At 66.4% G+C, this 24,541-nt stretch carries 20 protein-coding genes; 6 read left to right on the top strand and 14 right to left on the bottom strand.

The window, feature by feature from the left end; genetic code table 11:
• Positions 1-159 precede the first annotated feature (159 nt).
• The 4 genes from NX780_RS18640 (at position 160) to NX780_RS18655 (ending at position 4,354) form a co-directional block, all read left to right on the top strand.
• Positions 160-1,002 (top strand): DUF4123 domain-containing protein, encoded by an 843-nt coding sequence (locus tag NX780_RS18640; protein WP_258829381.1) that lies wholly within the window; start codon positions 160-162, stop codon positions 1,000-1,002.
• Positions 992-1,603, top strand: coding sequence for a DUF3304 domain-containing protein (locus tag NX780_RS18645; protein WP_258829382.1), 612 nt, complete (start codon positions 992-994; stop codon positions 1,601-1,603). Before NX780_RS18640 ends, NX780_RS18645 begins: the two co-directional genes overlap by 11 nt.
• 98 nt (positions 1,604-1,701) lie before the next feature.
• Positions 1,702-2,307 (top strand): DUF3304 domain-containing protein, encoded by a 606-nt coding sequence (locus NX780_RS18650; protein ID WP_258829383.1) that lies wholly within the window; start codon positions 1,702-1,704, stop codon positions 2,305-2,307.
• The gene (locus NX780_RS18655; protein WP_258829384.1) at positions 2,285-4,354 is read left to right on the top strand and encodes a T6SS phospholipase effector Tle1-like catalytic domain-containing protein; all 2,070 of its coding nucleotides are present in this window, start codon (positions 2,285-2,287) and stop codon (positions 4,352-4,354) included. The genes NX780_RS18650 and NX780_RS18655 overlap by 23 nt, the downstream gene beginning before the upstream one ends.
• A gap of 22 nt (positions 4,355-4,376) precedes the next feature.
• On the opposite strand, the gene NX780_RS18660 is transcribed toward NX780_RS18655, so the two are convergent.
• Positions 4,377-4,844 carry an Lrp/AsnC family transcriptional regulator gene (locus tag NX780_RS18660; RefSeq protein ID WP_258829385.1) on the bottom strand — a complete coding sequence of 156 codons (468 nt, stop codon included), beginning with the start codon at positions 4,842-4,844 and terminating at the stop codon, positions 4,377-4,379.
• Positions 4,845-4,987: 143 nt separating this feature from the next.
• Between NX780_RS18660 and NX780_RS18665 the strand changes: the two genes are divergently transcribed.
• Together NX780_RS18665 and NX780_RS18670 are read left to right on the top strand one after the other, a co-directional pair.
• A complete protein-coding gene (locus NX780_RS18665; RefSeq protein ID WP_258829498.1) occupies positions 4,988-8,542 on the top strand; it encodes an indolepyruvate ferredoxin oxidoreductase family protein in 3,555 nt (1,184 codons plus the stop codon).
• A 159-nt stretch (positions 8,543-8,701) separates the two neighbouring features.
• The gene (locus tag NX780_RS18670) at positions 8,702-8,953 is read left to right on the top strand and encodes a hypothetical protein (protein WP_258829386.1); all 252 of its coding nucleotides are present in this window, start codon (positions 8,702-8,704) and stop codon (positions 8,951-8,953) included.
• A 142-nt stretch (positions 8,954-9,095) separates the two neighbouring features.
• Here NX780_RS18670 and NX780_RS18675 read toward each other — a convergent pair whose 3' ends face one another.
• The 13 genes from NX780_RS18675 to NX780_RS18735 all read right to left on the bottom strand — a co-directional run bounded on the left by NX780_RS18675 (position 9,096) and on the right by NX780_RS18735 (position 24,520).
• Positions 9,096-9,998: an alpha/beta fold hydrolase gene (locus tag NX780_RS18675; protein ID WP_258829387.1), complete on the bottom strand. Its 903-nt coding sequence runs from the start codon at positions 9,996-9,998 to the stop codon at positions 9,096-9,098.
• A 90-nt stretch (positions 9,999-10,088) separates the two neighbouring features.
• A complete protein-coding gene (locus tag NX780_RS18680; RefSeq protein WP_258829388.1) occupies positions 10,089-10,697 on the bottom strand; it encodes a redoxin domain-containing protein in 609 nt (202 codons plus the stop codon).
• A gap of 49 nt (positions 10,698-10,746) precedes the next feature.
• Positions 10,747-12,846: a protein-disulfide reductase DsbD family protein gene (locus NX780_RS18685; RefSeq protein WP_258829389.1), complete on the bottom strand. Its 2,100-nt coding sequence runs from the start codon at positions 12,844-12,846 to the stop codon at positions 10,747-10,749.
• 116 nt (positions 12,847-12,962) lie between these two features.
• Positions 12,963-14,960, bottom strand: coding sequence for an LTA synthase family protein (locus NX780_RS18690; protein ID WP_258829390.1), 1,998 nt, complete (start codon positions 14,958-14,960; stop codon positions 12,963-12,965).
• 207 nt (positions 14,961-15,167) lie between these two features.
• Positions 15,168-15,512 (bottom strand): four-helix bundle copper-binding protein, encoded by a 345-nt coding sequence (locus tag NX780_RS18695; RefSeq protein ID WP_258829503.1) that lies wholly within the window; start codon positions 15,510-15,512, stop codon positions 15,168-15,170.
• A 113-nt stretch (positions 15,513-15,625) separates the two neighbouring features.
• Positions 15,626-16,420, bottom strand: a complete 795-nt coding sequence (locus NX780_RS18700; protein ID WP_258829391.1) for a c-type cytochrome — start codon at positions 16,418-16,420, stop codon at positions 15,626-15,628.
• Positions 16,417-18,048 (bottom strand): cbb3-type cytochrome c oxidase subunit I, encoded by a 1,632-nt coding sequence (locus NX780_RS18705; protein WP_258829392.1) that lies wholly within the window; start codon positions 18,046-18,048, stop codon positions 16,417-16,419. Before NX780_RS18705 ends, NX780_RS18700 begins: the two co-directional genes overlap by 4 nt.
• Complete coding sequence (locus NX780_RS18710; protein ID WP_258829393.1) at positions 18,035-18,601, bottom strand: cupredoxin domain-containing protein; 567 nt, start codon at positions 18,599-18,601, stop codon at positions 18,035-18,037. The genes NX780_RS18705 and NX780_RS18710 overlap by 14 nt, the downstream gene beginning before the upstream one ends.
• 1 nt (position 18,602) lies before the next feature.
• Positions 18,603-18,776 carry a hypothetical protein gene (locus NX780_RS18715; RefSeq protein ID WP_258829394.1) on the bottom strand — a complete coding sequence of 58 codons (174 nt, stop codon included), beginning with the start codon at positions 18,774-18,776 and terminating at the stop codon, positions 18,603-18,605.
• 33 nt (positions 18,777-18,809) lie between these two features.
• Positions 18,810-20,045: a c-type cytochrome gene (locus NX780_RS18720; protein ID WP_258829499.1), complete on the bottom strand. Its 1,236-nt coding sequence runs from the start codon at positions 20,043-20,045 to the stop codon at positions 18,810-18,812.
• Between the two features lie 88 nt (positions 20,046-20,133).
• Positions 20,134-20,853, bottom strand: a complete 720-nt coding sequence (locus tag NX780_RS18725; RefSeq protein ID WP_502572590.1) for a c-type cytochrome — start codon at positions 20,851-20,853, stop codon at positions 20,134-20,136.
• A 120-nt stretch (positions 20,854-20,973) separates the two neighbouring features.
• The gene (locus NX780_RS18730) at positions 20,974-22,200 is read right to left on the bottom strand and encodes an AGE family epimerase/isomerase (RefSeq protein ID WP_258829395.1); all 1,227 of its coding nucleotides are present in this window, start codon (positions 22,198-22,200) and stop codon (positions 20,974-20,976) included.
• Between the two features lie 37 nt (positions 22,201-22,237).
• The gene (locus NX780_RS18735) at positions 22,238-24,520 is read right to left on the bottom strand and encodes a GH92 family glycosyl hydrolase (RefSeq protein ID WP_258829396.1); all 2,283 of its coding nucleotides are present in this window, start codon (positions 24,518-24,520) and stop codon (positions 22,238-22,240) included.
• Positions 24,521-24,541: the final 21 nt, after the last annotated feature.

Genomic DNA, 24,541 nt, shown 5'->3' on the forward strand with positions numbered 1-24,541 from the left:
GGTCCAGTGCCCGGGGAAGATCACCATCCATGCGGGCAAGAAGACCTTCAGCGGCCCTGCAAACATGTCTTACCCGCTCCCTCTGATGCCGCAGTCGGTCTGTGTCGAATGCCTGCTCAAGGCGAGGGCGGCGGGTGCGCCGTTTGTCATTCGATGACCATGAACGCCTATCTCGATCTGCAAGCGTTCTGCCGGGTTGCCGCTGAGGCCTATCCCTCCAACAGCCTGTATTGCCTGGCCGATCACGCAGGCATGCCGGGCTTGCACCGACAGCTCGTGCAGACCGGAGTCGCCTGGAACAGTCTGTTCCACGGATCCGCGGAAGAATCGGCGCTGCCGGCAGCGCCTTTGCTTTTTCCTCTCCTAGCCGCGAATGCGCGCTTGCTCGAATGGATCGCCGAGCATGGAACCTATACGTCTTCCATGTTAATGCTCAGCTCGCCTTTGGGCCTCGAAGAGCTACGCGATCGCCTCGCAAGACGAATGCGTGCCCGGATTTCGGACGAGATGAATGTTTTGCTGCGCTTCTTCGATCCTCGTGTGTTCGAGGTTCTGGTGGACGTGCTCGACGAAGAGCAGCGCGACCGATTCCTGAATCCGGCGCAGTGCTGGTGGTATCCAGATCGCAGTGGACAGCTGCGCAGCCAGCCTGCGAAGTTTGCGGTGGACGAATACGCTGGTCATCTGGAACTATCGGCTGCTCAGGAATTCGCTTTGGTGGACGCAAGCGAAATCGACCAGGTGGCCCAGCAGCTGCGATCGATGCTGCCCGATGCATACATCCGCATGACGCCAGTCCAGAGAGCCGGCTTCCTCAGGCGGCACATGGCGGACGCCGGAAAGGCAGGTGTCGTCGCGACCCATGAAGTGGCCTTGTACTGCGGCCTGGCGCTGCTCCATGGCGAGGAGTTCGCGCATCGGCCGCCCTGGCGCGACATGCTGGTGCAGGTCGGCGAGGGATCCAGCAGTCTTATCGATGTGGTCTCGGCACATGAACGATAGCTTCAAGGAGTTTCAATTGGCAGATATTTCCAGGCGCCGCCCAGTCGCGCATTATGCCGCCATGGCGCTGTTGTTTGCGCTAAGCGCTTGCAGCAAGGCAGTGAAATCCCAAGCGACACCCAGTGGGTTTCCGGTCTATAAGGAGCCGCGCCCGGTCTCACTGGCACTGGTTGGGTACAACTATACCAACCGCTATATCAACGAATTCAGCGTCGGTGGCCGGGGTGGTGGCAATCTGTATGTCAGCTCGCCTACAAGTGGCGGGGGCGGGACGGCCTGTTGTGGGAAATATTGGCCAGGCGTAAAGGGTTACAAGGTCAAGGTGCGCTGGCAGTCCGGAGCTTGCTACTACCGCGTTCGCGCAAGCGATTCCGACGACGTCTATCAGACTCTCCATTCCTACTACAAGGAAGCGGAAGTCGCGGTTGACGACCGCGCCGGGGAAGGTGCCCGCTACATGGAAGTCCATTTTTATCCGGACGGATCTGTCCAGGTCGCCGCGACAGAGCAGCCGTCCGCGCCTCGTGTGGCGCTGAGCGAGGACCGAGAAGATAAAACCAGATATCCACGGTGTCCGAATGACGAAAAGCCAGGACAATGACCAGGTAGGCGACAGCAAGTCGCCGCCATTGACGCCGCAGGAGACGGCCCTGCGCAGCGGCGCCGGTTGGCCGGACAGCCACGGCGCAGGAAACATAGTTGACGGAGGAAATTGATGTGAAGGGATCATCGAACAGATGGACTAATGGCGTGCGTTATCTCGCCGTGGCAATGTTGTTGGCCCTATGCGCTTGTGGCAAGGCCGCATCGTCCCAGGCCGGATCGGGCCAGTCTTCGGCGTACGAGGAATCGCGCCCCATTTCGCTTGCACTGGTCGGCTACAACTACACCAACCGCTATATCGATACCTTCAGCGTCAACAGCCAGGGCGGCGGGAACCTGTATATCAGCTCGCCCACCAGCGGCGGGGGCGGAACGGTGTGTTGCGTACGATACTGGCCGGGGGCCGGCGAATACAAGGTCAAGGTGCGCTGGCAATCCGGCGCTTGCTATTACCGGGTCCGCGCCAGCGATTCCGACGAGGTCTACAAGCGCCTGCATTCCTTCTACAAGGAGACAGAGGTCAATGTCACCGACCACGCGGGAACACGCGGGCGCTACATGGAAGTGCATTTCTATCCCAACGGTACGGTCCAGGCCGCAGTGACGGCCGACGCGTCTATGCCGCGCCTGTCATTGAGCAAGGAGCGGGAAGACAATTCCAGATATCCACGGTGCCCGAATGACGAAAAGCCAGGACAATGACAAGGTAGGCGACAGCAAGTCGCCGGTGCTCAAACCCCAGGCATCCGCCCTGCGCAGCGGCGTTGACCAAGCCGGCACCTTGGCGGCGGAGCCTTGCCCGGCCTTGCGGCCGCTGTCCGCCGCCGCAGGACTGGCAGCGGGGGCCGGGCAGACCGCGATGGCGCCGCCGCCCGGAAGCTGCCGCCAGCGGCCTTGGCTGAGCTTCTTCTTCGATGGTACCGGGAATAACCTGGATGCCGATGTCGGAACATCGAAACACAGCAATGTCGCCAAGCTGTACCGGGTGCACGCGGAAGACGATCCCGTCAATGGCGTCTACCGGATCTATATTCCGGGTGTGGGGACCTATTTCCGCGATGTCGGCGACGACGGCGGCGGCACGCTGGGACTCGGCAGCGGGCGACTGGGAGACGCACGCCTCGACTGGGCGCTCGCGCAGTTCGACCAGCGCATGAGCAGGCACCTGGCGCGGGCGAATTCTCCCGGCAATGAAATCATCGAGATCAATATCGCGCTTTTTGGTTTCAGCCGCGGTGCGGCGCTGGCCCGGGCGTTTGCCAATATGCTGCTCGACAAGCGATGCGTCGCCGGCCGGAACGGTTGGCGCGTCAAGCAGGGAAATCACCGCTTGCGCATCCGCTTCATGGGGCTCTTCGATACCGTCGCCTCGGTGGGGCTGCCGATGAGCACCAACAACGTCGGCAAGGTGGCCGCCGCCCTCGGTCTCAAGCACATCATCGCGACCCGCCTCTCGCATCCCGATTACGAAGCAACCCGTCCCGCGTCGCTGGCATTCGCCGAAGGGGCCGCGCCGGGCGCGGATCCCGCACCGGGGCGCTTCGACGGCCACCAGGACTGGGGTGGGAGGATGGCGATTCCGGACATGGTGGAGCACGTGCGCCATTTCGTCGCCGCGCACGAGATCCGCAACTCGTTTCCGGTCGATAGTGTAAGCATCCTGCGCGACGGCAGGGTGGTTAAGCCTGAGCAATTCCACGAGACCGTCTTCCCTGGCGCCCATTCCGACGTTGGAGGGAGTTACCGACCAGGAGAAGGTGGCCGTAGCAGCGACGGGCGCGCGAAACTGGGACTGGTTCCGCTGCACAGCATGTACCGGTTCGCGCTTGAAAACCATGTGCCGCTGCTGGGAGCAGGGGCCTGGAAGGAGATGCATCGAGAGGACTTCGACATCAGCCCACAACTTCTGGAACACTACAACCATTACCAAGCGAAGCTCCAGGGAATTTCCAACCTCGGCCCTCTCGTTAATGCCCACATGGCTTTGTATCTGGCGTGGCGCTTCCGCGCGATTCGCCTGAAGCAGAACGGGAGCCGCACAGAAGCGAATGAGATCGCACGGGTCGACCGGGTATTGCGTGGCGAGCGGACTGTGCTCGACCGGGAGATCGCGCAGCTTGAACAGGCCGATGGAAAGGCTTTGCGTGCGCTGAACTTGGCCCGCCAGCGCAGGCTGAACTACATCCAGAGCAACTACGGCAACGCCAAGCTCGCCGATCTGCCCAGGCACGATGCCGAAGTGCGCGCGGCGCAAGGGCAGCGCGAACAGACAGAGAGTGCCATGCTGGAGGCGAAAGCCCGGCGCGACGCGTTACCGGACATGAGCAATTTCGCCTCGATGGTCGCGATGTACGATGCCCAGCTCATCGCCGACGCCAAGGCTATTCGCGCCGTGTACACGGAGCGCGGCTTCTTCGGCGGTGCGCCGGATGCCGCCAGGCGCAGGGAATTGCGTCCTCACTATAAGATTCTCATCGAAGCCTACGAGAACGAGTTCATTCACAATAAGGGACTGAAAGACGACGCCCTCATCGCTTTCTTCGATCGTTACGTCCACGACTCGCTGGCCGGTTTTGCCAAGGATGCGACGCTACCCTCGGACCCGCGCGTGATCTACCTGGGCGGCGACGAGAAATACCGGTATGCCGGCCTGCTACGGCATGGGCGAGGCGCCGAGGTCCAGTACGCGAGCGCGGGCGGGCAGGCCGGCGCCATAAACCCTGAGGAAAGCGTCATGTCCCGCGCATGACGACAGGTGGCGCCTGACCACGTTAAAGTGGCAGCGCCGTCTCATACTTCACCTCCCTGAGCGCCACGCTGGTATTGAGCTGCGACACCCCCGGCAGCTTGAGCAGCACGTTATGCAGCAGGTCGTGGTAGGCATCCATGTCCTTCACCATCACCTTGACGATGTAGTCCGAGGTGCCGGTCACTTCGTAGCACTCCATCACCTCCGAACACGCCTTCATCTGCGCTTCAAAAGTGTCGACCACGCCCGCCTCGTGCCGCGTCAGGGACACGTGCAGCACGCACACCAGCCCCAGGTCCAGCTTGCGCCGGTCGAGCAGCGCGGCGTAGCGGCGGATGAAACCGTTCTCTTCCAGCTCCTTCTGGCGCCGCCAGCAGGGCGAGGCCGACATGCCGACCCGTTCGGCCAGTTCGTTGACGGACAGGCGCGCATCCTGCTGCAGTTCGCGCAGGATGCGTACAGACGCCGGATCGAGGTTGGATTTGTCCATATCGTGCTCGTAGTGGGAATAGTTTGCCTATTCTGACGCAAAACCCGGCAAGTTAGAAATGCTATTTCATGACAGAAGACTATCATCTACCACAATAGACAAGCCCTGCAGGGCTGCACAGTGGAGACGAATAGATGGGATCGATGCACGAGGAAGTGGGTAGTGTGGGGCAAGGCGCGGGAGCAACGCTCGCCGACCCCGGCTACCAGCTGGACGACAACCTGAAGCGTGAGCAGGGCAGGGTCTTCCTGACCGGCACGCAGGCCCTGATCCGGCTGACGGTGATGCAGAAGGCGCTCGACGAACGCGCGGGCCTGAACACCGCCGGCTTCATCTCGGGCTACCGCGGCTCGCCCCTGGGCGCGGTCGACCAGGAAGTCTGGCGCGCCTCGAAGATCCTCAAGGCGAACGCCATCGAATTCCTCCCCGCGATCAACGAGGAGCTGGGCGCCACCGCCGTGCTGGGGACGCAGCAGGTCGGCGGCGATCCGAACCGCACGGTCGACGGCGTATTCGCTATGTGGTACGGCAAGGGCCCGGGCGTGGACCGCGCCGGCGACGCCCTCAAGCACGGCAACGCTTATGGTTCTTCGCCGCTGGGCGGCGTGCTGGTCGTGGCCGGCGACGACCACGGCTGCGTGTCTTCCTCGATGCCGCACCAGAGCGACCACGCCTTCATGGCCTGGGGCATGCCCGTCATTAATCCCGCCAACATCGAGGAATACCTGGAGTTCGGCCTCTATGGCTGGGCGCTGTCGCGCTTCTCGGGCGCCTGGGTCGGCTTCAAGGCGATCTCCGAAACCGTCGAGGGCGGCGCCGTCGTCGAGCTGCCCGACCCGCCCGTCTTCAAGGCGCCGGAAGGCTATGTGGTGCCCGGCGACGGCCTGCACTACCGCTGGCCCGACCTGCCCAGCCTCGCCATCGAACAGCGCGTGGCCGACAAGCTGGAAGCCGTGCACGCCTTCGCCGCCGCGAACTCGATCGACCGCCTGGTCGTCGCGGCCCCTGGTGCGAAGCTCGGCATCGTCGCGGCCGGCAAGGCTTACCTCGACCTGCTCGAAGCCCTCGACCGTCTCGGCCTGAAGCTCGACAAGCTGGAGGAAATCGGCCTGCGCCTGTACAAGCCCGGCCTGACCTTCCCGCTCGAGCGTACGCGCCTGCACGCCTTTGCGCAGGGCCTGCAGGAAGTGCTGGTGGTGGAAGAGAAGGGCGACGTCATCGAGGGACAGCTGAAAAGCCTGCTCTACAACCTGGCGCCCGATGCGCGTCCGCAGGTGCTCGGCAAGACCGACGTGTCGGGCGCCCCGTTGCTGTCGCACCTGGGCGAGCTGCGTCCCTCGCGCATTGCCCCGGCCCTGGTGCGCTGGCTGGCGCCGAAACTCCCCGGCATGCAGCTGGAGCAGTTCCTGCCGCAGTTCTGCCGTGCCGAGGTCCTGTCCAATGGCGCCGACCTCGTGAAGCGCACGCCCTATTTCTGCTCCGGCTGCCCGCACAACACCTCGACCAGGGTGCCCGAAGGCAGCCGCGCGCTGGCCGGCATCGGCTGCCACTTCATGGCGAGCTGGATGAAGCGCGACACGTTTACCCTCACGCAGATGGGCGGCGAAGGCGTGCCCTGGGTCGCGGCCTCGCGCTTCACGCGCGAGAAGCACGTGTTCCAGAACCTGGGCGACGGCACCTATTACCACTCCGGCTACCTGGCGATCCGCCAGGCCATCGCGGCGCGCACCAACATCACCTACAAGATCCTGTACAACGACGCGGTCGCCATGACGGGTGGGCAGCCGGTCGACGGCACCTTGACGGTGCCGCAGATCGTGCAGCAGGTGCTGAGCGAAGGCGCCGTCGAGGCGCTGGTCGTCACCGACGAGCCGGAAAAGTACACCGGCATCCGGCTGCCTTCCGGCGTCACTGTCCACCACCGCAGCGAACTCGATGCGGTCCAGCGCCGCCTGCGCGAGGTCGCGGGCGTGACGGTGCTGGTCTACGACCAGACCTGCGCCGCCGAGAAGCGCCGCCGCCGCAAGAAGAACAAGCCGGACAAGGTCGTCTTCCCCGACCCGGCGCGCCGCATGGTGATCAATCCGGCGGTCTGCGAGGGTTGCGGCGACTGCGGCGTGCAGTCGAACTGCCTGTCGATCCTGCCGCTGGAGACGCCGCTGGGCCGCAAGCGCCAGATCGAGCAGTCGTCCTGCAATAAGGACTACTCCTGCGTGGAGGGCTTCTGCCCGAGCTTCGTCTCCGTCATCGGCGGCGCCCTCAAGAAGCCGGCGGCAGCCACCCTGTCGCTCGGCCAGCTGGAGGACATGCTGGCCGCCTACCCGCTGCCGCAGCCGTATGGCTTCGACAAACCCTTCGAGATGCTAGTGGCCGGCGTCGGCGGCACCGGCGTGGTCACGGTGGGCGCCCTGGTCACGATGGCGGCCCACCTGGAAGGCAAGGGCGCCTCCACCCTCGACTTCATGGGCTTCGCCCAGAAGGGCGGGGCGGTGATGTCGCACGTGCGCGTGGCGCCGTCGCCCAAGGCATTGCACCAGGTGCGCATCGACCTGCAGCAGGCCGACGCCCTGCTGGCCTGCGACCTGGTGGTGGCGGCGATGCCGGACGCGCTGGCCGTCATGCGCCGCGGCCATACCCGCGTGGTCGCCAACGAGAACGAGACCCCGACCGCCGAGTTCACGCGCGACCCTGACGCCGACATCCGCAAGGACGAACTGCTGGCCAAGATCCAGGATGCCGGCGGCGAGACGCTGCGCCTGAACGCCCAGGAAGTCGCGGCCAGCGTGCTGGGCGACCCGATCGGCGCCAACATCCTCATGATGGGCGCGGCCTGGCAGCTGGGACTGGTCCCGGTCGGCCTGCCCGCATTGATGCGCGCGATCGAACTGAACAACGTGGCCGTCGAGATGAACAAGAAGGCCTTCCTGCTGGGACGCCTGGTGGCGGCCGACAGCAAGGCGATCGCGCGCCTGGCCCAGCCGGCCAAGGTGATCCAGTTCACGCCGCCGGCTTCGCTGGAGGACATCGTGCTTTTCCGCGCCGACTGGCTGACGAAGTACCAGGACGCCCGCTACGCCCAGCAGTACCGCGCCGCCGTCGCGCGGGTCGAGGCGCGTGAGCTGGCGATCGAAGGGCTTGAATCGAAGAAGGCGGTCAGCAAGGCCGTTGCGCGCTCCCTGTTCAAGGTCATGGCCTACAAGGACGAATACGAGGTGGCGCGCCTGCACCTGGACACCGGCTTCCTGGAGGGCCTGGAGGAGCAGTTCGAGGGCGACTTCCGCGTCGAGTACCACCTGGCGCCGCCGCTGCTGGCCAGGCGCAAGCCGGGCAGCGACGTGCCCGCCAAGATGCGCTTCGGTTCCTGGATGCAGACGGCCTTCCGCGTGCTCAAGCCCATGAAAGTCCTGCGCGGCACGGCCTTCGATCCCTTCGGCTACACCCAGGAACGGCGTGCCGAGCGCCGCCTGCGCGACGACTACCTGGCCCTGGTGGACATGCTGGCGAGCGAGCTGACCCTGGACAACCGGGCGGCCGCCCTGAAGCTGGCCCAGGTGGCGGAGAGCATCCGCGGCTACGGCCACGTGAAGGCGGCCAATATGGCGCGGGCGCAGGAAGAGAGTGCGCGCCTGCTGCAGGCGTTCCGCCAGCCGGCGGGGACGAGCTCGGTGGTGCAGCTGCACCGCCAGGCAAAACGCTGAGGTCTCCGCACCACGCAGGTTCCTTGCCCAAGGACAATATGCTGCAGTGCAGCGTATAATATGCTGTTTCCAATCGCCGGCCTGCGCCGGCGATTGTCATTTCCGGCGCTGAACTTTCATTTTCATCATTGCGCAATTGCGGACATTTGGAACAGGACCATGGGCCACGACATCAAGACTTTCAGGGAAGCCGCCGCGCTCTTGCTGCGCGTGTGGCGCGAATCGCGTGCATTCTTTCTCAGCATCGAGCTGTGGCTGATGGTGCTGGTCGCCGGCGCCACCGTGGGCGGCGCCTGGCTGGCCGTGATGGGGAGTGGCTGGAGCCTGCTCGCCCTTGGTTTCGCGACCGGCTATGTGGCCACGCGCACGACGCTGCACATGAAGCGCATCCTTGCGTGGCCCTTCATCTAGCCACTGCTTCGTAGGGTGGTCGGCTCTGCCGACCGCGCGTTCGAACGGTCTCTGAGCAGCACATCATCTGATCGAAGGGGAGCTGAACGCGCGGTCGGCATAGCGTGGTCCAGTCCACTGGACTGGACCACCCCTACGGGTTTCAGGGCGCGGCCAGGAAGGCCTTGAGCTCGCCCTGGAAGCGCTGCGGCTGGTCCCACATGATGAAGTGGGCGCTGTCCGGGATGCGTTTCAGCGTCAGCTGCTTCACCGGCGCGTACGCGTTTCGATAGACGTAGTCGAACTGCTCCGCCGGGATCGGCACGGTCTTCGGCTGCACGTAGAGCACGGTGACCGGCTTGCTGATTTTCGAGAGCTCGGGGATCAGGTTGGTCACAAGGAGTTCGCGGAAGGCGCGCGTGCTCACGCCCGCGTCGCTCTTCATCGAATCGTCGATGGCGCCGGCGCGCATCGCCTCGGTGTCGACCATGCCGGCGATGGTCGCGTTGGCGTTCTGGCGGCGCTGTTCAGGGCTGGCCGCCAGGTTGCCGGCCGCGATCGCGTCGGCCACTGCCGCCACCTTCTCGGGACCGGCGCCGGGGCCGGCGAAGAAGGCGCCGAGATAGGGATGCATGTCGACCACCATCAGCTTCGACAGCGCATCCGGATGGCGCGCGGCCAGCATCATGCCCATGGTGCCGCCCATCGAGTGGCCGATCACGGCCGGCTGCTTCAAACCCGCCTCCCTGATGTAGCGCGCGATCTCCTCGGCCACCGGCGCCGCCACATCGCCTTCCTTGTTGCCGCCCACCGGCTGGCCGGCGAAGCCCGACAGCTGCACCAGGTGGTAGCGGTAGCCGGGCAGCGCGGCCACGGTCGTGGCCCAGGCGCGCGGCGAGGAATTCAGGCCGGGGATCAGGACCACGTCGGGGCCGGAACCCTCGGTGGTGACGGTGATGCGGCCTGATTCGAAGGGGGCGGCGAATGCCTGCGCCAGCGGCAGGACGGCGATGAGGGCGGCGGCCGCGCCGAGCATGGAGCGGCGCGGGAAGGAAGGATGGCGCATGCGAAGAATCCCCTGGTTGTCGTGCCGGCCATCATAGCAGCGCCCGGCCGTGGTGGCCGGGGCGGGGATGCGATTATCCCGCTCGCATGGTCAGCCGTACTTGACCGAGCAGCCGTAGGGCTTGGTCACGGCCTGGGCCAGGGGCTTGCCGGCCAGCGAATCGTCGATGGCCTGGACCACGTAGTTGGTGGCGGTCTTGATGTCGGCCGGGTTGGCGGTCGGCTTGCTGTCGATGGCGCCGGCGTAGACCAGCTTGCCGCTCGGATCGATCAGGTACATGTGCGGCGTGGTGCGGGCGCCGTAGGCCTTGCCGATCGCGCCGCCGACGTCCATGACGGTCACGGTTGGCGCCGCGCCCTTCGCCTTCAGCCAGTCGTTCACGGCCGCCGCCTTGGCGTTGCGGTCGCCGCTATCGGCGCTGGTGCTCACCGCCACCCACGCGACGCCCTTGCCGGCCGCGTATTTCTGCGTGCCGGGCATGTTGCCGCCGTCGTAGTGCTTCTTCACGAAGGGGCACTCGGGATTGATCCATTCCATGACCACGTACTTGCCCTTGAACTGGCTGAGCGAGACCGGCTTGCCGGTGCTGTCGGTGCCGGAGAAGGCCGGGGCCTGCTGGCCGACGACGGCTTCGGCGTGGGCGGCGCCGGCCAGCAGCATGCCGGCGGCGATCAGGGAGCTTGCGATGGTGCGCTTCATGGAATCCTCCTTGGGTTGGTCTGACTGCACGTTAAACAGCAAACAGCGATCAAGGCGCCGCGAGCGCCTGCCTTACCTCGTCCACGCTCGGCAGTTCAGACAGCAGCGTGGGCTGCCCGGCGCCGTCTCGGTAGACCGCGTACACCGGCACGCCGCTGCGTCCGAGTTCCTTCAGTGCCTGCGTGATCGATTCGTCGCGCCGGGTCCAGTCGGCGCGCAGCAGGAGCACGTTCCTGGCGCGCAAATCCTGCAGCAGGCCCGGATCGGCCAGGGTGGTGCGCTTGTTGTACTGGCAGGTCACGCACCAGGCGGCGGTGAAATCGACGAACACCGGGCGTCCCGCCTGGCGCGCGTCCTGCACCGCCTGGGGCGACCAGGCCTGCCATCCGCCCTCCGCATTGGCGCCGGCCGCCACGGGCGCCTGGCGCAGCGCCGGCCACGACCAGCTCGCGGCGCCTGCGAGGACGATGGCGGCCGCGCCGATGCCGATCCAGCGGCCGGCGCTGCGCTTCGCCGGGATCCCCAGCACCCACAGCGCGAACGCGGCGGCCAGCAGCAGGCCCAGGAGGGCGGCGACGGCGTCGATGCCGGCCTGCTGGCCGAGCACCCACAGCAGCCAGACGACGGTGGCGAACATCGGGAAGGCCATGACGGTCTTGAAGCGCGCCATCCACGGCCCAGGGCGCGGCAGCAGGCGGGCGACGCCGGGGAAGAGGCTGGCGGCGAGGTAGGGCGCGGCCATGCCGGCTCCCAGCGCCGCGAACACCGACAATGCCTGCGGCGCGGGCCAGGACAGCGCGGCGCCCAGGGCCGCTCCCATGAAGGGCGCGGTACAGGGCGAGGCGACGGCCACCGCCAGCACGCCGGTGAGGAAGTCGTCCGCCACGGGATTGCTGGCGCGTGCGTTGACGATGCGGCTCGGCAGGAAGTGGCGGAATTCGAAGAGTCCGGCCAGGTTCAGGCCGATCAGGGTGAACAGGATGGCGAGCGCCGCCACGAACAGGGGCGACTGCAGCTGGAAGCCCCAGCCCAGCTGCTCGCCGCTGGCGCGCAGGAGCAGCAGCAGCGCGGCCAGCAGCAGGAAGGAGACGATCACGCCCACCGTGTAGGCGATGCCGCCCGCGACGATCCGCCGGCGCTGCCCGCCATGCTGGGCGAAGCCGAGCACTTTCAGGGACAGCACCGGGAACACGCAGGGCATCAGGTTGAGGATGGCGCCGCCGAGGAAGGCGAAGACAAGCACGAGGAGCCAGGACTGGTCGGCCGGCGGTGCGGTGGCGGGTGCGGCTGCGACGACCGGCGGCGCGGCCGCCGCCCCCGCCTGCGGCCATGCGCCTGCGATCGGAAAACCGATGCGGATGCCGGGCGTCCCATGCTCCGCCGTCAGCACCGCATCCATCGCCGCGGGACTGTCGCTGCGCTGGGCGGACAGGGGCGCGCGCAGCTCCAGCTGCTGCCCCTTCCAGGCCTGGCCGAGCGGCGCCGGGTGGTCGAACACCGCCCCGTTCTCAGGGAACAGCTGCACCTGCCTGCCGCGCCAGGCGGGCGGCAGGCCGGTGACCTCGATCAGCAGCGCCTGGCCGTCGAGGCGCGCGCTGGCGCGGGCGCCGGTGTCCTGGCGCGGCATGGCGGCGAAGGCGCGCTCGAACAGCGCGGCATGCTCCGCCTGTGGCGCTGCCTGCACCAGCAGATCGAGTTCGGCGAATTCGGGAATGCAGACTTCTTCGCAGATCAGGAAATCGGCGCGCAGCCTGACCGGGGCCGGCCCGCCCTGGTAAGCGGCTGGCACGGTGAGGCGTACCGGCAGCAGCAGGTCGCCGTCATAGCCATAGTTCATCAGGGGGCCGAGCGGCAGCTGCTTCGGCGTCGGCCAGGCGATGTCGCCGGCGGCGAAGCCGGCCGGCAGGGTCCAGGCCAGGGTGGTCGGCAGGCCGGAGTCGCCCGGGTTGCGCCAGTAGGTATGCCAGTGGGGCTGGTGCTCGATGCGCAGGCCGAGCCAGACCGTGCCGCCTGCCTTGATGCCGTCCGGCGCATGCACCAGCAGGCTGGCGCGCGCGTGGCCGGTGTCGGCCGACGGCGCGGCCTGGGCCCAGCCACTCAAGAGGGCGCAGGCAAAGGCCAGCAGCAGGTGCAGCAATGGTGCAAGCATCTTGTCGTCCCCGATTGGATGGCGTGGCGCAGCCATCTTATCAGGAACGAATGACAAAAAATCACGGACAGCCGCCCGGTTTGTTGCAAATTTGTTTCAGCGGTTTCGGCTGTTCGTCAGGGCGGCAGGCGATAGCGTTGCTCACGGTAGAGCAGCGACGGCAGCATGACGTGGGCCATGGCCCGCTCGACCTGGGCCCGGCTTGGCTTGCCGGCATAGGGGTCGAGCGTGCCGCCGGCGGCGTCGTAGCGGCCCAGCAGTGCGGGCTGGCCGGGACGCAGGATGGTTGCCGAGGACCCTTCCAGGTAGGCAAACAGATTGTTGAACTGGATGAGGGCGCGGCCCGGCGTTTCGCTGTCGCGCACGAAGTCGCGGCCGATCATCGGGTGGGTGCTCGAGACGCCCAGCAGCGACAGCAGGGTCGGGGCCAGGTCGATCTGGCTGGCGATGGTGCGGATGCGCTTCGGTTCGATGTCGGCGCCGAGGATCAGGCCGGGGATGTGGAATTTTTTCACCGGCACCAGGGCATTGCCGTAGACCCGGTTGTCGTGGTCGGCCACGATCAGGAAGACGGTGTCCTTCCAGTAGTCCTGCCGCTTCGCGGCGCGGATGAATTTGCCGAGCGCGTAGTCGGCGTACTTGACCGCGTTGTTGACGGTCTGCTTCGGCTGCTCGTGCAGGGCGATCTTCCCGTCCGGGAATTCGAAGGGCTCGTGGTTGGAGGAGGTGAAGATCAGGCTGAAGAAGGGCTTGCCGGCCGCATGCAGGTCGTGCAGGCGTTCGAGCGACTTGTCGAACAGGTCTTCGTCCGAGGCGCCCCAGCTGCCGACGAAATCCGGCTGCATCTCGCCGATGTCGACCACCTTCGCGACGCCGTTTCCGGTGAAGAAGCTGCGCATATTGTCGAAGTGGGCTTCGCCGCCGTAGACGAATTCGGTGTGGTAGCCCGCGCGTCCCAGGCCTTCGGCCAGGGTGTAGAAATTCTGCTGCGCCAGCGAGAGCTTGACCACGCTGCGCGCCGGCGTCGGCGCATAGCCGGCCATCACCGCCTCGATGCCGCGCACCGAGCGGGTACCGGTCGCGTAGAGCTGCTCGAACCACCAGCCTTCGTTCTTGAGCTTTTCCAGTTCCGGCGTGACCGGCAGGCCGCCGAGCGACTCCACGAAGGTGGCGCCCAGGCTTTCCTGCAGGACGATCACGAGGTTCAGCGGGCGCGCGCGGGCGATTGCGGCAGCCTGGTGGTGCAGGGTGGGAAGCTGGGCGTCCGGGAAGCGCGCCTCGCGCAGCCAGGGCGCGCTGCGCACCTGTTCCAGGATTCTTTCGCGCGGGAGCGCGCCGTAGATTTCGGAGGATTGTGATTCCTTCCGCATGGCGCCGATGGCGTCCAGCACCGACCAGCCGGAATTGATGATCAGCGAGTTGACCAGGGAGTCGCCGGTGAGGGCGAACAGGGCCGGGTTGGCGGGGCGGTGGCCAAGCGTCGAGCGCACCCCCATGAAGACCACCAGGCAGACCAGGGGCCAGAACAGCAGCAGGCGGCGCGCCGGCCACATGCCCATGCCGCTTGACGCGCGGCGCAGCAGGGCGAACAGCCCGGCGCCGAGGACGATGGTGAAGCCGGCACCGAGGATCAGGGCGGCGCGAAAGCCGTTCCACAGCGTGGCGAACACCTCGCGCGGATAGCCGAGGTATTCGACGAAGAGCCGGTTCGGGCGCACGTCGTACTGCAGGATGAACTGCGGCGAGGACAGCTCCATGAAGACGATGAACACCAGGGCGAGCGTGGCCCAGGCCAGGGTCGCCGTGCGCCAGAAGCCGGCCGCGAAGCGGTGCGCGAACAGGGGCGCGACCAGCAGTGGGACGGCGGCGAAGTAGCCGAGCAGGATCAGGTCGGCGCGCACGCCCTGCAGGAAGAGGGTGGCCGCGATGCCGGTGGCCTGCACCCGGTCCCACTGCCAGGCGACGAGAAACAGGCGCGAGAGCGAGAGGATCGCCAGGCCCACCACGACCATCTGCAGCACCCCGGCATAGGGACCGGCCCACAAGGTGAAGCGCGCGAGCCAGGTGGCGGGAAGGGAAGAACGGGCGGGTGCGCCGGATGCTGGAAGGGCCATGGAAACCGGTAGATGAGCCTGTCACGTGGAGCGCGACGCCATGCGGCACCGCACCATCGAAGCATTGCCATGCGAAAGGACAATCTCCCTTCCATTCAGGCAATATGCACACGTGATGCTAGCCGGGCAAGGCTCAGCCTACCGTTAGCCGGTTGTTAAATCCGCGTTAAGCGCAGGCGCGGCCCTTCCCGCCGCGCCCTTGGTCCCTCAGATATGACGTTCGCGCGCGTGCTTGTCGCACTCTAGAGCGCAGCGCTCGCAGGCTGCCTGGCACTCGGCGCAGTGCTGGTGCATGGAGGCGTGCTTGGCGCATTCGGCCGCGCAGGCGCGGCAGACGTGGGCGCACAGGGCGCAGAAGTCGCCGTGGTGGGGCGAGCCGCGCGAGAGCGCCTTGAGGGTCGCCGCGCAGATGTCGGCGCAATCGAGGTTGATCGGAATGCAGCTGGTGTTGCCGTCGCGGACGTCACCGGCGACGCAGGCCTGGCAGGCGCGCAGGCACTCGGCGCAGGCGTCGATACAGGCCTGCATATTGCTCATTTCGGAATCGGCCATGCTCATCTCCTTGCTATGTTGGTAGCAATCTATCCTAGCGCAGTGCGCTCTGTCGGGCCGCTCGATACCGCACTGAAATTCGGATGGCGTTCTGTCTGGTTCGGACGGCCTGCTCAGCGCGCGGCGTAGTAGCGCGCCAGTTCGGCGATCTCGGCATCGTTCAGCTGCGCGACCGCATTGCGCATCTGGCGGTTGATGTCGTTGGCGCGGCGGCCGTCGCGGAAGGCCAGCATCTGGTCGCGCAGGTAGACTTCGGACAGGCCTTCGAGTACCGGCGTGGCGGGCCGCGCCGCGTGCGGGCTGTGGCAGGACGAGCAGGCGCCGACACTGCGCATCGGGTCGCCGTTACGCACCAGGCGCGGCGTTTCCGGCGCGGATGGCGCGATGTCGGCGATGCGCTCCCGTTCCAGCGAGGCGTAGTAGGCGGCGAGGTCGCGCATGTCCTGGTCGCTCAGGTTGGCCACCAGCGGCTGCATGATGGCGCTTTGCCGGTGGCCGGAGGCATAGTCGCGCAGCTGCTTGTAGGTGGAGGACGCTGGCTGGCCGGCCAGGTGCGGGGTGCCGGCCGGGCTGGTGCCGCGCGCGCCGTGGCACATGGTGCAAGCCATCGCCAGGGTGGCGCCCTTGCCGACCGAGGCAGCTTCGCCTGCTGACATCATCCGGGCGTGGACGATGACGCTGCTCGGGTAGCGCTGCTGCTCGCCCGGCAGGGCTGCAGCCTGGTAGGGGGCCGGCGCGCCGACGGCGCTGCAGATCGCTTCCCACATGCTCTGCATGGCATTGCGGGCGTGGGTCTTGGGCAGCCATACAAGACCGATGAAGGCGGCGATGGCGAAGATGACGAGGAGGGCCCCGAGGCTGACCGTGAACCAGCGGTTCTTCAGGGAGAACAGTTTGTCGTTGCTCATGGTTCGCTCCCTACCGGCACCGCCGGCACCGAGGTCTGCTTGAGGGTCATGAGCTGGCTGATCGGGTAGCCGTAGTTCACCACCGACAGGCCGATCATCAGCGCCAGCCACAGGGCGTAGCTGTTCAGGGCTGCGGGTAGCCTGCCCTCGTCGTGCACCACCTGGCTGAAGCGGAACTCGGGCAACTCGATGCGCATGCTGCGATGGCCGCGCAGCAGGATCAGCAGGAACAGCAGGCCGGAGACCACCAGCACGAGGCCGCCGATGAAGGTGATGATCACGGTGATGGCCTGCGGCGCGATCTCGGGATTGCTGTAGTCGAAGTAGGCCATGCGGCGCGGCATGCCAAGGATGCCGACCACGTGCCAGGGGAAGGTCAGCACGATCATCCCGACGAACCACAGCCAGAGCTGGGTGCGCATCAGGCGCCCGGCCACGAGCTGCTTGCCGGTCAGGTGCGGCCACAGGTCGTAGGAGAGGGCGAAGTACATGATGACGATGGCGCCGCCGAAGATCAGGTGGAAGTGGCCGGTGATCCACTGGGTGTTGTGGACGGCGAAGTCGAGCTGGTAGCTCATGTTGATCAGGCCGCCCGCGCCGCCGAAGCCCAGCAGGATGAAGGAGAAGGCCACGGCCAGCATCATCGGATTATGCCAGGGCAGGGCCTTGACCCAGCCGAAGGCGCCACGCCCGCCGCGCAGGCGGCCCGCGATCTCGACCGAGGCCGTGATGGTGAAAATGGTGAGGAAGGTCGGGATCGAGACCATGCCGGTGAAGATCGCGTGCAGGAACTTCATCCCCGAGCCCACCTGCGGATCCTGGAACAGGTGGTGCACGCCGATCGGCATCGAGAACACCAGGAACAGGACGAAGGAAATCCGTGCCATGCGGTCGCTGTAGAGGCGCCCGCCGATGGCGCGCGGCACCAGGGTGTAGAAGGCGATATAGGCGGGCATGAGCCAGAAGTAGACGATGGCGTGCAGGGTCCAGGAGAAGAACACCCGCGCCAGCCCCGCGTCGATGGTCGACTTGAAGCCGAGCGCCACCGGCAGGATCATGAACAGGATCTCGATCGCGGCGCCCAGCGAAGTCCAGGCCCACAGATAGGCGCCGGCCAGGTTGGCGAACATGGGTAGCGGAACCGCAGCCCCGGGATTCGCCTTCTTCCAAGCGTACAGGTTGACCGACATCAGGCCGACCCAGATCCAGGAGCCCACCACCACCAGCACGACACCGATGTAGTAGAAGGCGTTCCCGACCAGTGGCGGGTAGAAGGTGTAGAGCACGGTGGCCAGGCCCATCGAGACCGGTACCATCGCGGTAATGGTTCCCAGCACCACCAGCAGGAAGCCGATCCAGGCCCAGCGCTTACCCACCAGGGATTGCTTGAGCGAGAGCTCGACGATAGCGTAGCCGAAGCCCATCGCCACCAGGGTCGGGAAGACGTAGCCCATGGCCGAGCCGTGGGCGGTGACGGCGCGGTAGTAGAGCTCGGGGTTGCCGATCCAGTCGCGCAAGGGGCTGCGGATGTACATCTGCCATTCGCCCAGCAGCAGGGCCACGAAGAAGGCGATGAAGGCGATCCAGAAGTGCGCCAGCACCAGGCGCTTGGTGTCATTGTCCAACACAGCTCAGTCTCCTTCCTCCGGCCGCAAGCCGCGCGAACTCCGCCTTGCCGACGATCTTCACGCGCGCCCACATGGCGGCATGGCCGACCCCGCAGTACTCGTGGCAGGGCATCATGTGTTCGCCGGTCTTCTCGAACTTCGTGCGGAAGTTCGAGATGTAACCGGGGATGAGCATCAGGTTGACGTTGCTTTGCCCAACCGAGAAACCGTGCACCACGTCGGCCGCGGTGCCGCGGATGCGGATCTCGGTGTCTTTCGGGACCAGCAGGCAGGAAGGCGTGAACGAGTACTGGTTGGCCAGCACCCGCACCATGACCGTGCCGTCCGGCTCGAGGGTGGAGCCGAGGTTGGTCTCGACGAACTCGCCCGAGATGTGCAGGGTCCCGGCGTCGATGGTCTCGGTGCGCACCGGCGGCATCGCCGCCCAGTGCAGACTCATGTAGACAATCATCCCGACCAGGAACAGGATGATGGCGCCGACCATCAGGGCCCAGCGGCTTTCCGCTGCATGGGCGACGGCGGCGCCGGGGGAAGCGTGGGGAGGGTGCGCCATCTCAGTCGCCTCCACGCGCCAGGTAGACCAGCACGTAGAAGGCCAGCCAGATGGCCATCACGATGGCCACGGCCAGCCCGGCCACGGCGAAGGCGCCGCGCGGTCCCTGAGCCACCACGGCGTCGACGCGCTGCTGGTCGAGACTGCCGTCGCTTTCCCTCGGTTCCAGGATCATTGGATCTCCTTGCTCGTATGCTGCGCCGGCGGCCTATTCGACGGTCGCCGCGCGCAGTTCGTTAACCTCGCGCACCGTGACGGGTGCGCCGCGGTTGCCCCAGGCGGTGCGGATATAGGTGACGACGGCGGCGACTTCCTCGTCCGACAATTCATGGAAGAAGGGCGGCATCCCGTAGGGCATCGGGTTGCGGCGGGTGCCGGGCGGGTAGCCGCCATTGAGCACCATGCGGATCGGGTTGACGGCCGAGGTCATGGTGATCGACTGGTTGTTCGCCAATGGCGGATAGTGCGGCAGCATGCCGCGTCCCTGCTCGCCGTGGCAGCTGGCGCATTGTGCCGCGTAGATGCGTTCTCCCTGCGAATGCTGCTGGGTGATGTTGGCGCGCAGCGGCGCCGTGGCCGGGTCGGTATTGACCGGCTGGTCGGCCGGCAGGCTCTTGAGGTAGACCGCCATCGCGCGAACGTCGGCGTCGCTCATGAACTGCAGGCTGTTGAAGGTCACCTCGGCCATCGGCCCGTAGACGGTGCCGCGGTTCGACACGCCTTTCTGCAGCAGGTCGACGATGTCCTGGATTTCCCAGTTGCCCAGGCCTGCCTCCTTGTTCGAGGTCAGCGAAGGCGCATACCAGTTCTGCATCGGAATCAGGCCGCCCTGGAACGCGCGCTCCTCGGAGGAGCCGCCTAGGGCATTGATCGGGGTATGACACATCGCGCAGTGGCCAAGGCCCTGCACCAGGTAGGCGCCCCGGTTCCATTCAGCCGACTTGGCGGGATCGGGTTCGTACTCGCCTTCCTTGAAGTACAGGGTGCGCCAGCCGATCAGGAGGGCGCGGTTGTTGTAGGGGAAGCGCAGGTCATGTTCGCGCGTCTTCAGGTTCACCGGCGGCACCGAGCGCAAGTAGGCGAAGATGGCGTCGCTGTCGGCGCGCGTCACCTTGGTGTAGCTCGCGAAGGGCATGGCCGGATAGAGCAGCTCCCCCTCGCGCGACTTCCCGGTGCGCATCATCTTGAAGAATTCGTCGGCGGTCCATTCGCCGATGCCGGTCTGCCGGTCGGGCGTGATATTCGGCGCGTACAGCGTGCCGAAGGGCGTGGGCATCGCCCGGTTGCCGGAGAAGATGGGGCCGCCCGGCACCGTATGGCAGGCGATGCAGTCGCCGGCCTGCGCCAGGTATTTGCCGCGCGCGATCAGGGCCTGGTCCGCGCCGCTCTCCAGTCTGCCGTCGCGCGAGAGCAGTTCCGGCGGGCCGAAACCCCGGCTCAGCATCCAGGACAGGAGGGCGACGACGATGATGACGGGGATGGCCCACAACAGCGGACGTGCCGGCGTGGCGGATTTGCTCATGGTCGCCCCCTCATTTGCGGTGAACCTGGCTGCCGCACGGCATGGGCAGCGCGATCGTGGCCGCTTTCGCCGGCCGCGCAGCGGTGACAGGCTGCGAGGCCAGGTAGGCGGAGACGGCCGCCACTTCCGGCTCGCTCAGGGTCGAGGCGATCACTTGCATGCAATCCGGCGCCAGTGCGGTGCGCACGCCGTAGCGCCACGCGCCCAGCTGGGCGCTGACGTAGTCGGCGCGCAGACCTAGGAGGCCCGGGATGCCCGGCTCGCGGCCGGCCAGGTCGGCGCCGTGGCAGCTGGCGCAGGCCGGCAGCTGCTTGCCTGGCACGCCCTGGGTGACGATGCGCCGGCCCTCCTGGATCTGCTGGAGCGAGGCCTTGACGGGCGGATTGGCGAGCGGCGGCGGGTTCTGCGCGGCGAAGTGCTCGGCCATCTTGACCAGGTAGCTGTCCGGCAGGTAGGCCAGCAGGTAGTTCATGGGCACGTACTTGCGGCGGCCGTCGCGGAAGGCGACCAGCTGGTTATACAGATAGCCCGCGGGCTTGCCTGCCAGGCGAGGGAAATAGACGTTGTCGACCCCGCGTCCCGCGGCGCCATGGCAGCCGGTGCAGGCGGCCACCCGCGCTTCCATCGTATCGGGAATCCGGTTGGTCGGCGCGTCCGCCTGACCCTGGCCATAGACACAGGCCGGGATAGTCGTCAGCAATGCGATGAAAGGTATCCAGCACCGGCTCATTGAGGGCTCCAGGCAAGCTACTGCATGAAAATCGCGTCAATGGCGAGACAATACACCGATGGGTATGACCGGCGGCGCACGGTTAGGTCTGCCGTCGCTGCTTATGCGAAACGCATGGCGCTAGCGCCTGGCATGCCGCGCGAGCGCCGGCAGGATGTCGTAGCAGGCGCCCATGGTTTCGCGGTCGACCTTGCCGGCGGGGCTCTTCTCGTCTGAATACCTGCGCTTGTCCGCGCCCAGGATGCGGTACCAGGCGCCGTGTTCGTGGTCGATCATATGCTGCCAGCAGAAGCGCCACAGGCGCTCGTAGTCGACCCAGTAACGCTCGGCCCCGGTGCGCGCGCCGAGCAGGGCGCTGGCCGCCAGGGTCTCGGCCTGGACCCAGTGGATCTTGTCGGCGTCGCATACCATGCCGTCCGGGGCGAAGCCGGCATGCAGGCCCCCATGGCGTGCGTCCCAGGCGAGACGCATGGCGCTGGCGTACAGGTCCTGGGCGTTGGGCAGCAGCCAGTCGCGCGGCCCGCCCAGGTGGGCGCCGTGGCTTTCCAGTTGCAGGAGCAGCTTGCTCCACTGCGCGAAATGGCCGGGCTGGTAGCTCCTGCCCTTGTCGAGCTGCGCGCCATCCCAGTCCGGCTGCCAGTCTTGCCTGTAGTGTTCCCACACCATGCCGCCGGCGCGCGCAGCCTGGCGCCGGGTGATGTGGCGGGCCACCAGTTCGGCGCGGTGCAGGTAGGTCAGGTGGCTTGTCGCGCGGTAGGCCGCCAGCAGTGCCTCGCAGGCGTGCAGATTGGCCATCTGGCTGCGGCAGGGGGCGAGCCGGCTCCAGTCGCCACTGGCTCGGTCCGCGTACAGGCCGTGTTCGGGCTCCCAGAAGCGTTCTTCCATCAGCTCGAAGGTTTCATGTACCCAGGCGCGCGCTTCCTCCACGCCGGCGTCGACGGCGTGCGCATAGGCGAGCAGTACGCAGGCCAGGGCGCGGCAGTGATTGTCGTCGTCGAGGGCCCTAGCGCCGGCGCCGTCCCATTCCAGCACCCAGCGATAGCCGCCGGTATCCGGGTTGCGGTGCACGCGGCGCAGGAAGTCGAGGCCGTGGCGCACCAGGGCCTGGTGGTCGGGGTCCCGGAAGTGGCGCCAGCTTCGTGCGAACACCGACACGAAGCCGGCGCTGGAGAGCAGGTGGCGGGCGCGGCGGTCGTAGACCGTGCCGTCGTCGCGGAAGTGGTGGAAGAATCCCCCGCGCGGATCGACGCAGCGGGGGAAGTAGAAGGACAGCGTGTGGGAGACGTGCCGCAGCAGCACGTCGGGCGAGAAGAAGTCGGGCAGCGTGTCCATGGCGTGCGCGTCCATCAATGCCGCCGAGGGGCCGGCCGGCCCCTCGGGTCGATCACAGCTTCTCGTCGCGCGAGAAGGAGTAAGGCACGTCCTGCTCGCGGGTGCCGCGCACCATGTTCGGCTTGGCCGACATGCTGAAGTCCAGGGTCGCGCCCTTCATCAGCTCGTCGTGGCCCAGCCAGGTGCGCTGGATCGCCTTGCCGTTGACCTTCAGCGCGTCCACGTAGCGGCCCTTGCCGCGGGCGTTCACGGTGAAGCTGCGGCCGTTCTCGAGCTTGACGGTGGCTTTCGGGAACAGCGGGGTGCCGACCACGTACTGGTTCACGCCAGGCGTGACCGGATAGAAGCCGAGGGCCGAGAACACATACCAGGCCGAGGTCTGGCCATTGTCCTCGTCACCGCAGTAGCCGTCCGGGGTCGCCGCGTACATGCGGTCCATGGTCTCGCGGATCCAGTGCTGGGCCTTCCACGGGGCGCCCGCGTAGTTGTACAGGTAGATCATGTGCTGGATCGGCTGGTTGCCGTGCGCGTACTGGCCCATGTTCGCGATCTGCATCTCGCGGATCTCGTGGATCACCTGGCGGTAGTAGCTCTCATCGTAGATCGGCGGCAGCGAGAACACGGTGTCGAGTTTATCCACGAAGGCCTTGCGGCCGCCCATCAGCTGGACCAGGCCGTCGACGTCATGGAAGACCGACCAGGAATAGTGCCAGCTGTTCCCCTCGGTGAAGGCGTCGCCCCACTTGAACGGGTTGAACGGGGTCTGGAAGCTGCCGTCCTTGTTCTTGCCGCGCATGAGGCCCGTCTCCGGGTCGAACAGCTTCTTGTAGTTCATGCTGCGCTGGGCGTAGATGTCGATCTCGGAAGCGGGCTTGCCGAGCGCCTTGCCGAGGCGCCAGATGGTGAAGTCGTCGTAGGCATATTCCAGCGTGCGCGCGGCGTTCTCGTTGATGCCGACGTCGTAGGGCACGTAGCCGAGTTCGTTGTAGTACTTCACGCCGGCGCGGCCGACGGCGGTCAGCGGGCCTTCGTTGTTGGCGCCGTGCTTCAGGGCCTGCCACAGGGTCTCGATGTCCTGGCTGCGCACGCCCTTGATCCAGGCATCCGCCACCACCGAGGCCGAGTTATTCCCGATCATGACGTTGGCGTAGCCCGGGCTCGACCACTCGGGCAGCCAGCCGCCTTCCTTGAAGGAGTTCGCCAGGCCTTCCTGCATCTCCGCATTGATCGAGGGATAGACCAGGTTCAGGAAGGGATACAGGGCGCGGAAGGTGTCCCAGAAACCGGTGCCGGCGAACAGGCGGCCCGGCAGCACTTCGCCGTTGTAGGGGCTCCAGTGGATCGGCTTGTTGTTCGCATCGAGTTCATAGATCTTGTTCGGGAACAGGACCATGCGGTAGAGCGAGGAATAGAAGGTGCGGGTCTGGTCGACCGAGCCGCCTTCGACCTGGAGTTTACCCATCACGCCGTTCCACAGCGCCTTGGCCTTGGCCTTGGTGGTCTCGAAGTCGTCCTGGGCCAGCTCGCGGCGCAGGTTCAGTTCGGCCTGCTCCAGGCTGATGAAGGACGAGGCGACGCGCATATTGACCTTCTGGCCCTTGGCGGTGCGGAAGCCCACCAGGGCGCCGCTATGCTCGCCATCGTTTTCCAGCTTGCCTTCTTCCAGCTTGTCGCCCTGCCAGGTGTCGGTCGATGCGAAGGGCTGGTCGAACTCGATCACGAAGTAGTTGCGGAAGTTCGCCGGCAGCTTGTGGGCATGGCGGGTGCTCCAGCCGATCACGCGGCGCTGGCCCGGGATGATCTTCACGTAGGAGCCCTTGTCGAGGGCGTCGATCACCACGTAGCTGGCGTCGGATTTCGGGAAGGTGAAGCGGAACTGGGCGGCGCGCTCGGTCGGCGCGATCTCGGTGGTGACGTCGGCGTCGGCCAGGTACACGCGGTAGTAGTAGGGCTTGGCGACTTCCGCCTTGTGCGAGTACCAGCTGGCGCGCGCATCCTGGTTGAAGCGCTTGGCGCCGACCACCGGCATGATGGCGAACTGGCCGTAGTCGTTCATCCAGGGCGAAGGCTGGTGGGTCTGCTTGAAGCCGCGGATCTTGTCGGCGTCATAGGTGTAGGCCCAGCCGTTGCCCATCTTGCCGGTCTGCGGGGTCCAGAAGTTCATGCCCCAGGGGACGGCGATGGCCGGGTAGGTATTGCCGTTGGAGAGCTCGGGCTTGCTCTGGGTGCCCATCAGGGGATTGGCCCACTCCACCGGGTCGGTGATCTTGCCCACCACCTGGGCCTGTGCGGCGAATGCACTGGCGGCCAGGAGGAGGCCTGCTGCGAATTTCATGGTCATGGCGTTCCTGATCAT

This window comes from Massilia agri (genome assembly GCF_024753255.1).
In the GTDB taxonomy this organism is placed as follows: Bacteria; Pseudomonadota; Gammaproteobacteria; order Burkholderiales; family Burkholderiaceae_D; genus Telluria; species Telluria agri.

Excerpts from the sequence above, each read along its gene's own strand:
- NX780_RS18640 (WP_258829381.1), top strand. The coding sequence starts at position 160 with ATGAACGCCTATCTCGATCTGCAAGCGTTCTGCCGGGTTGCCGCTGAG.
- NX780_RS18645 (WP_258829382.1), top strand. The coding sequence starts at position 992 with ATGAACGATAGCTTCAAGGAGTTTCAATTGGCAGATATTTCCAGGCGC.
- NX780_RS18655 (WP_258829384.1), top strand. The coding sequence starts at position 2,285 with ATGACGAAAAGCCAGGACAATGACAAGGTAGGCGACAGCAAGTCGCCG.
- NX780_RS18660 (WP_258829385.1), bottom strand. The coding sequence starts at position 4,844 with ATGGACAAATCCAACCTCGATCCGGCGTCTGTACGCATCCTGCGCGAA.
- NX780_RS18665 (WP_258829498.1), top strand. The coding sequence starts at position 4,988 with ATGCACGAGGAAGTGGGTAGTGTGGGGCAAGGCGCGGGAGCAACGCTC.
- NX780_RS18670 (WP_258829386.1), top strand. The coding sequence starts at position 8,702 with ATGGGCCACGACATCAAGACTTTCAGGGAAGCCGCCGCGCTCTTGCTG.
- NX780_RS18675 (WP_258829387.1), bottom strand. The coding sequence starts at position 9,998 with ATGCGCCATCCTTCCTTCCCGCGCCGCTCCATGCTCGGCGCGGCCGCC.
- NX780_RS18680 (WP_258829388.1), bottom strand. The coding sequence starts at position 10,697 with ATGAAGCGCACCATCGCAAGCTCCCTGATCGCCGCCGGCATGCTGCTG.
- NX780_RS18685 (WP_258829389.1), bottom strand. The coding sequence starts at position 12,846 with ATGCTTGCACCATTGCTGCACCTGCTGCTGGCCTTTGCCTGCGCCCTC.
- NX780_RS18690 (WP_258829390.1), bottom strand. The coding sequence starts at position 14,960 with ATGGCCCTTCCAGCATCCGGCGCACCCGCCCGTTCTTCCCTTCCCGCC.
- NX780_RS18695 (WP_258829503.1), bottom strand. The coding sequence starts at position 15,512 with ATGGCCGATTCCGAAATGAGCAATATGCAGGCCTGTATCGACGCCTGC.
- NX780_RS18700 (WP_258829391.1), bottom strand. The coding sequence starts at position 16,420 with ATGAGCAACGACAAACTGTTCTCCCTGAAGAACCGCTGGTTCACGGTC.
- NX780_RS18710 (WP_258829393.1), bottom strand. The coding sequence starts at position 18,601 with ATGGCGCACCCTCCCCACGCTTCCCCCGGCGCCGCCGTCGCCCATGCA.
- NX780_RS18715 (WP_258829394.1), bottom strand. The coding sequence starts at position 18,776 with ATGATCCTGGAACCGAGGGAAAGCGACGGCAGTCTCGACCAGCAGCGC.
- NX780_RS18720 (WP_258829499.1), bottom strand. The coding sequence starts at position 20,045 with ATGCTGAGCCGGGGTTTCGGCCCGCCGGAACTGCTCTCGCGCGACGGC.
- NX780_RS18725 (WP_502572590.1), bottom strand. The coding sequence starts at position 20,853 with ATGAGCCGGTGCTGGATACCTTTCATCGCATTGCTGACGACTATCCCG.
- NX780_RS18730 (WP_258829395.1), bottom strand. The coding sequence starts at position 22,200 with ATGGACGCGCACGCCATGGACACGCTGCCCGACTTCTTCTCGCCCGAC.
- NX780_RS18735 (WP_258829396.1), bottom strand. The coding sequence starts at position 24,520 with ATGAAATTCGCAGCAGGCCTCCTCCTGGCCGCCAGTGCATTCGCCGCA.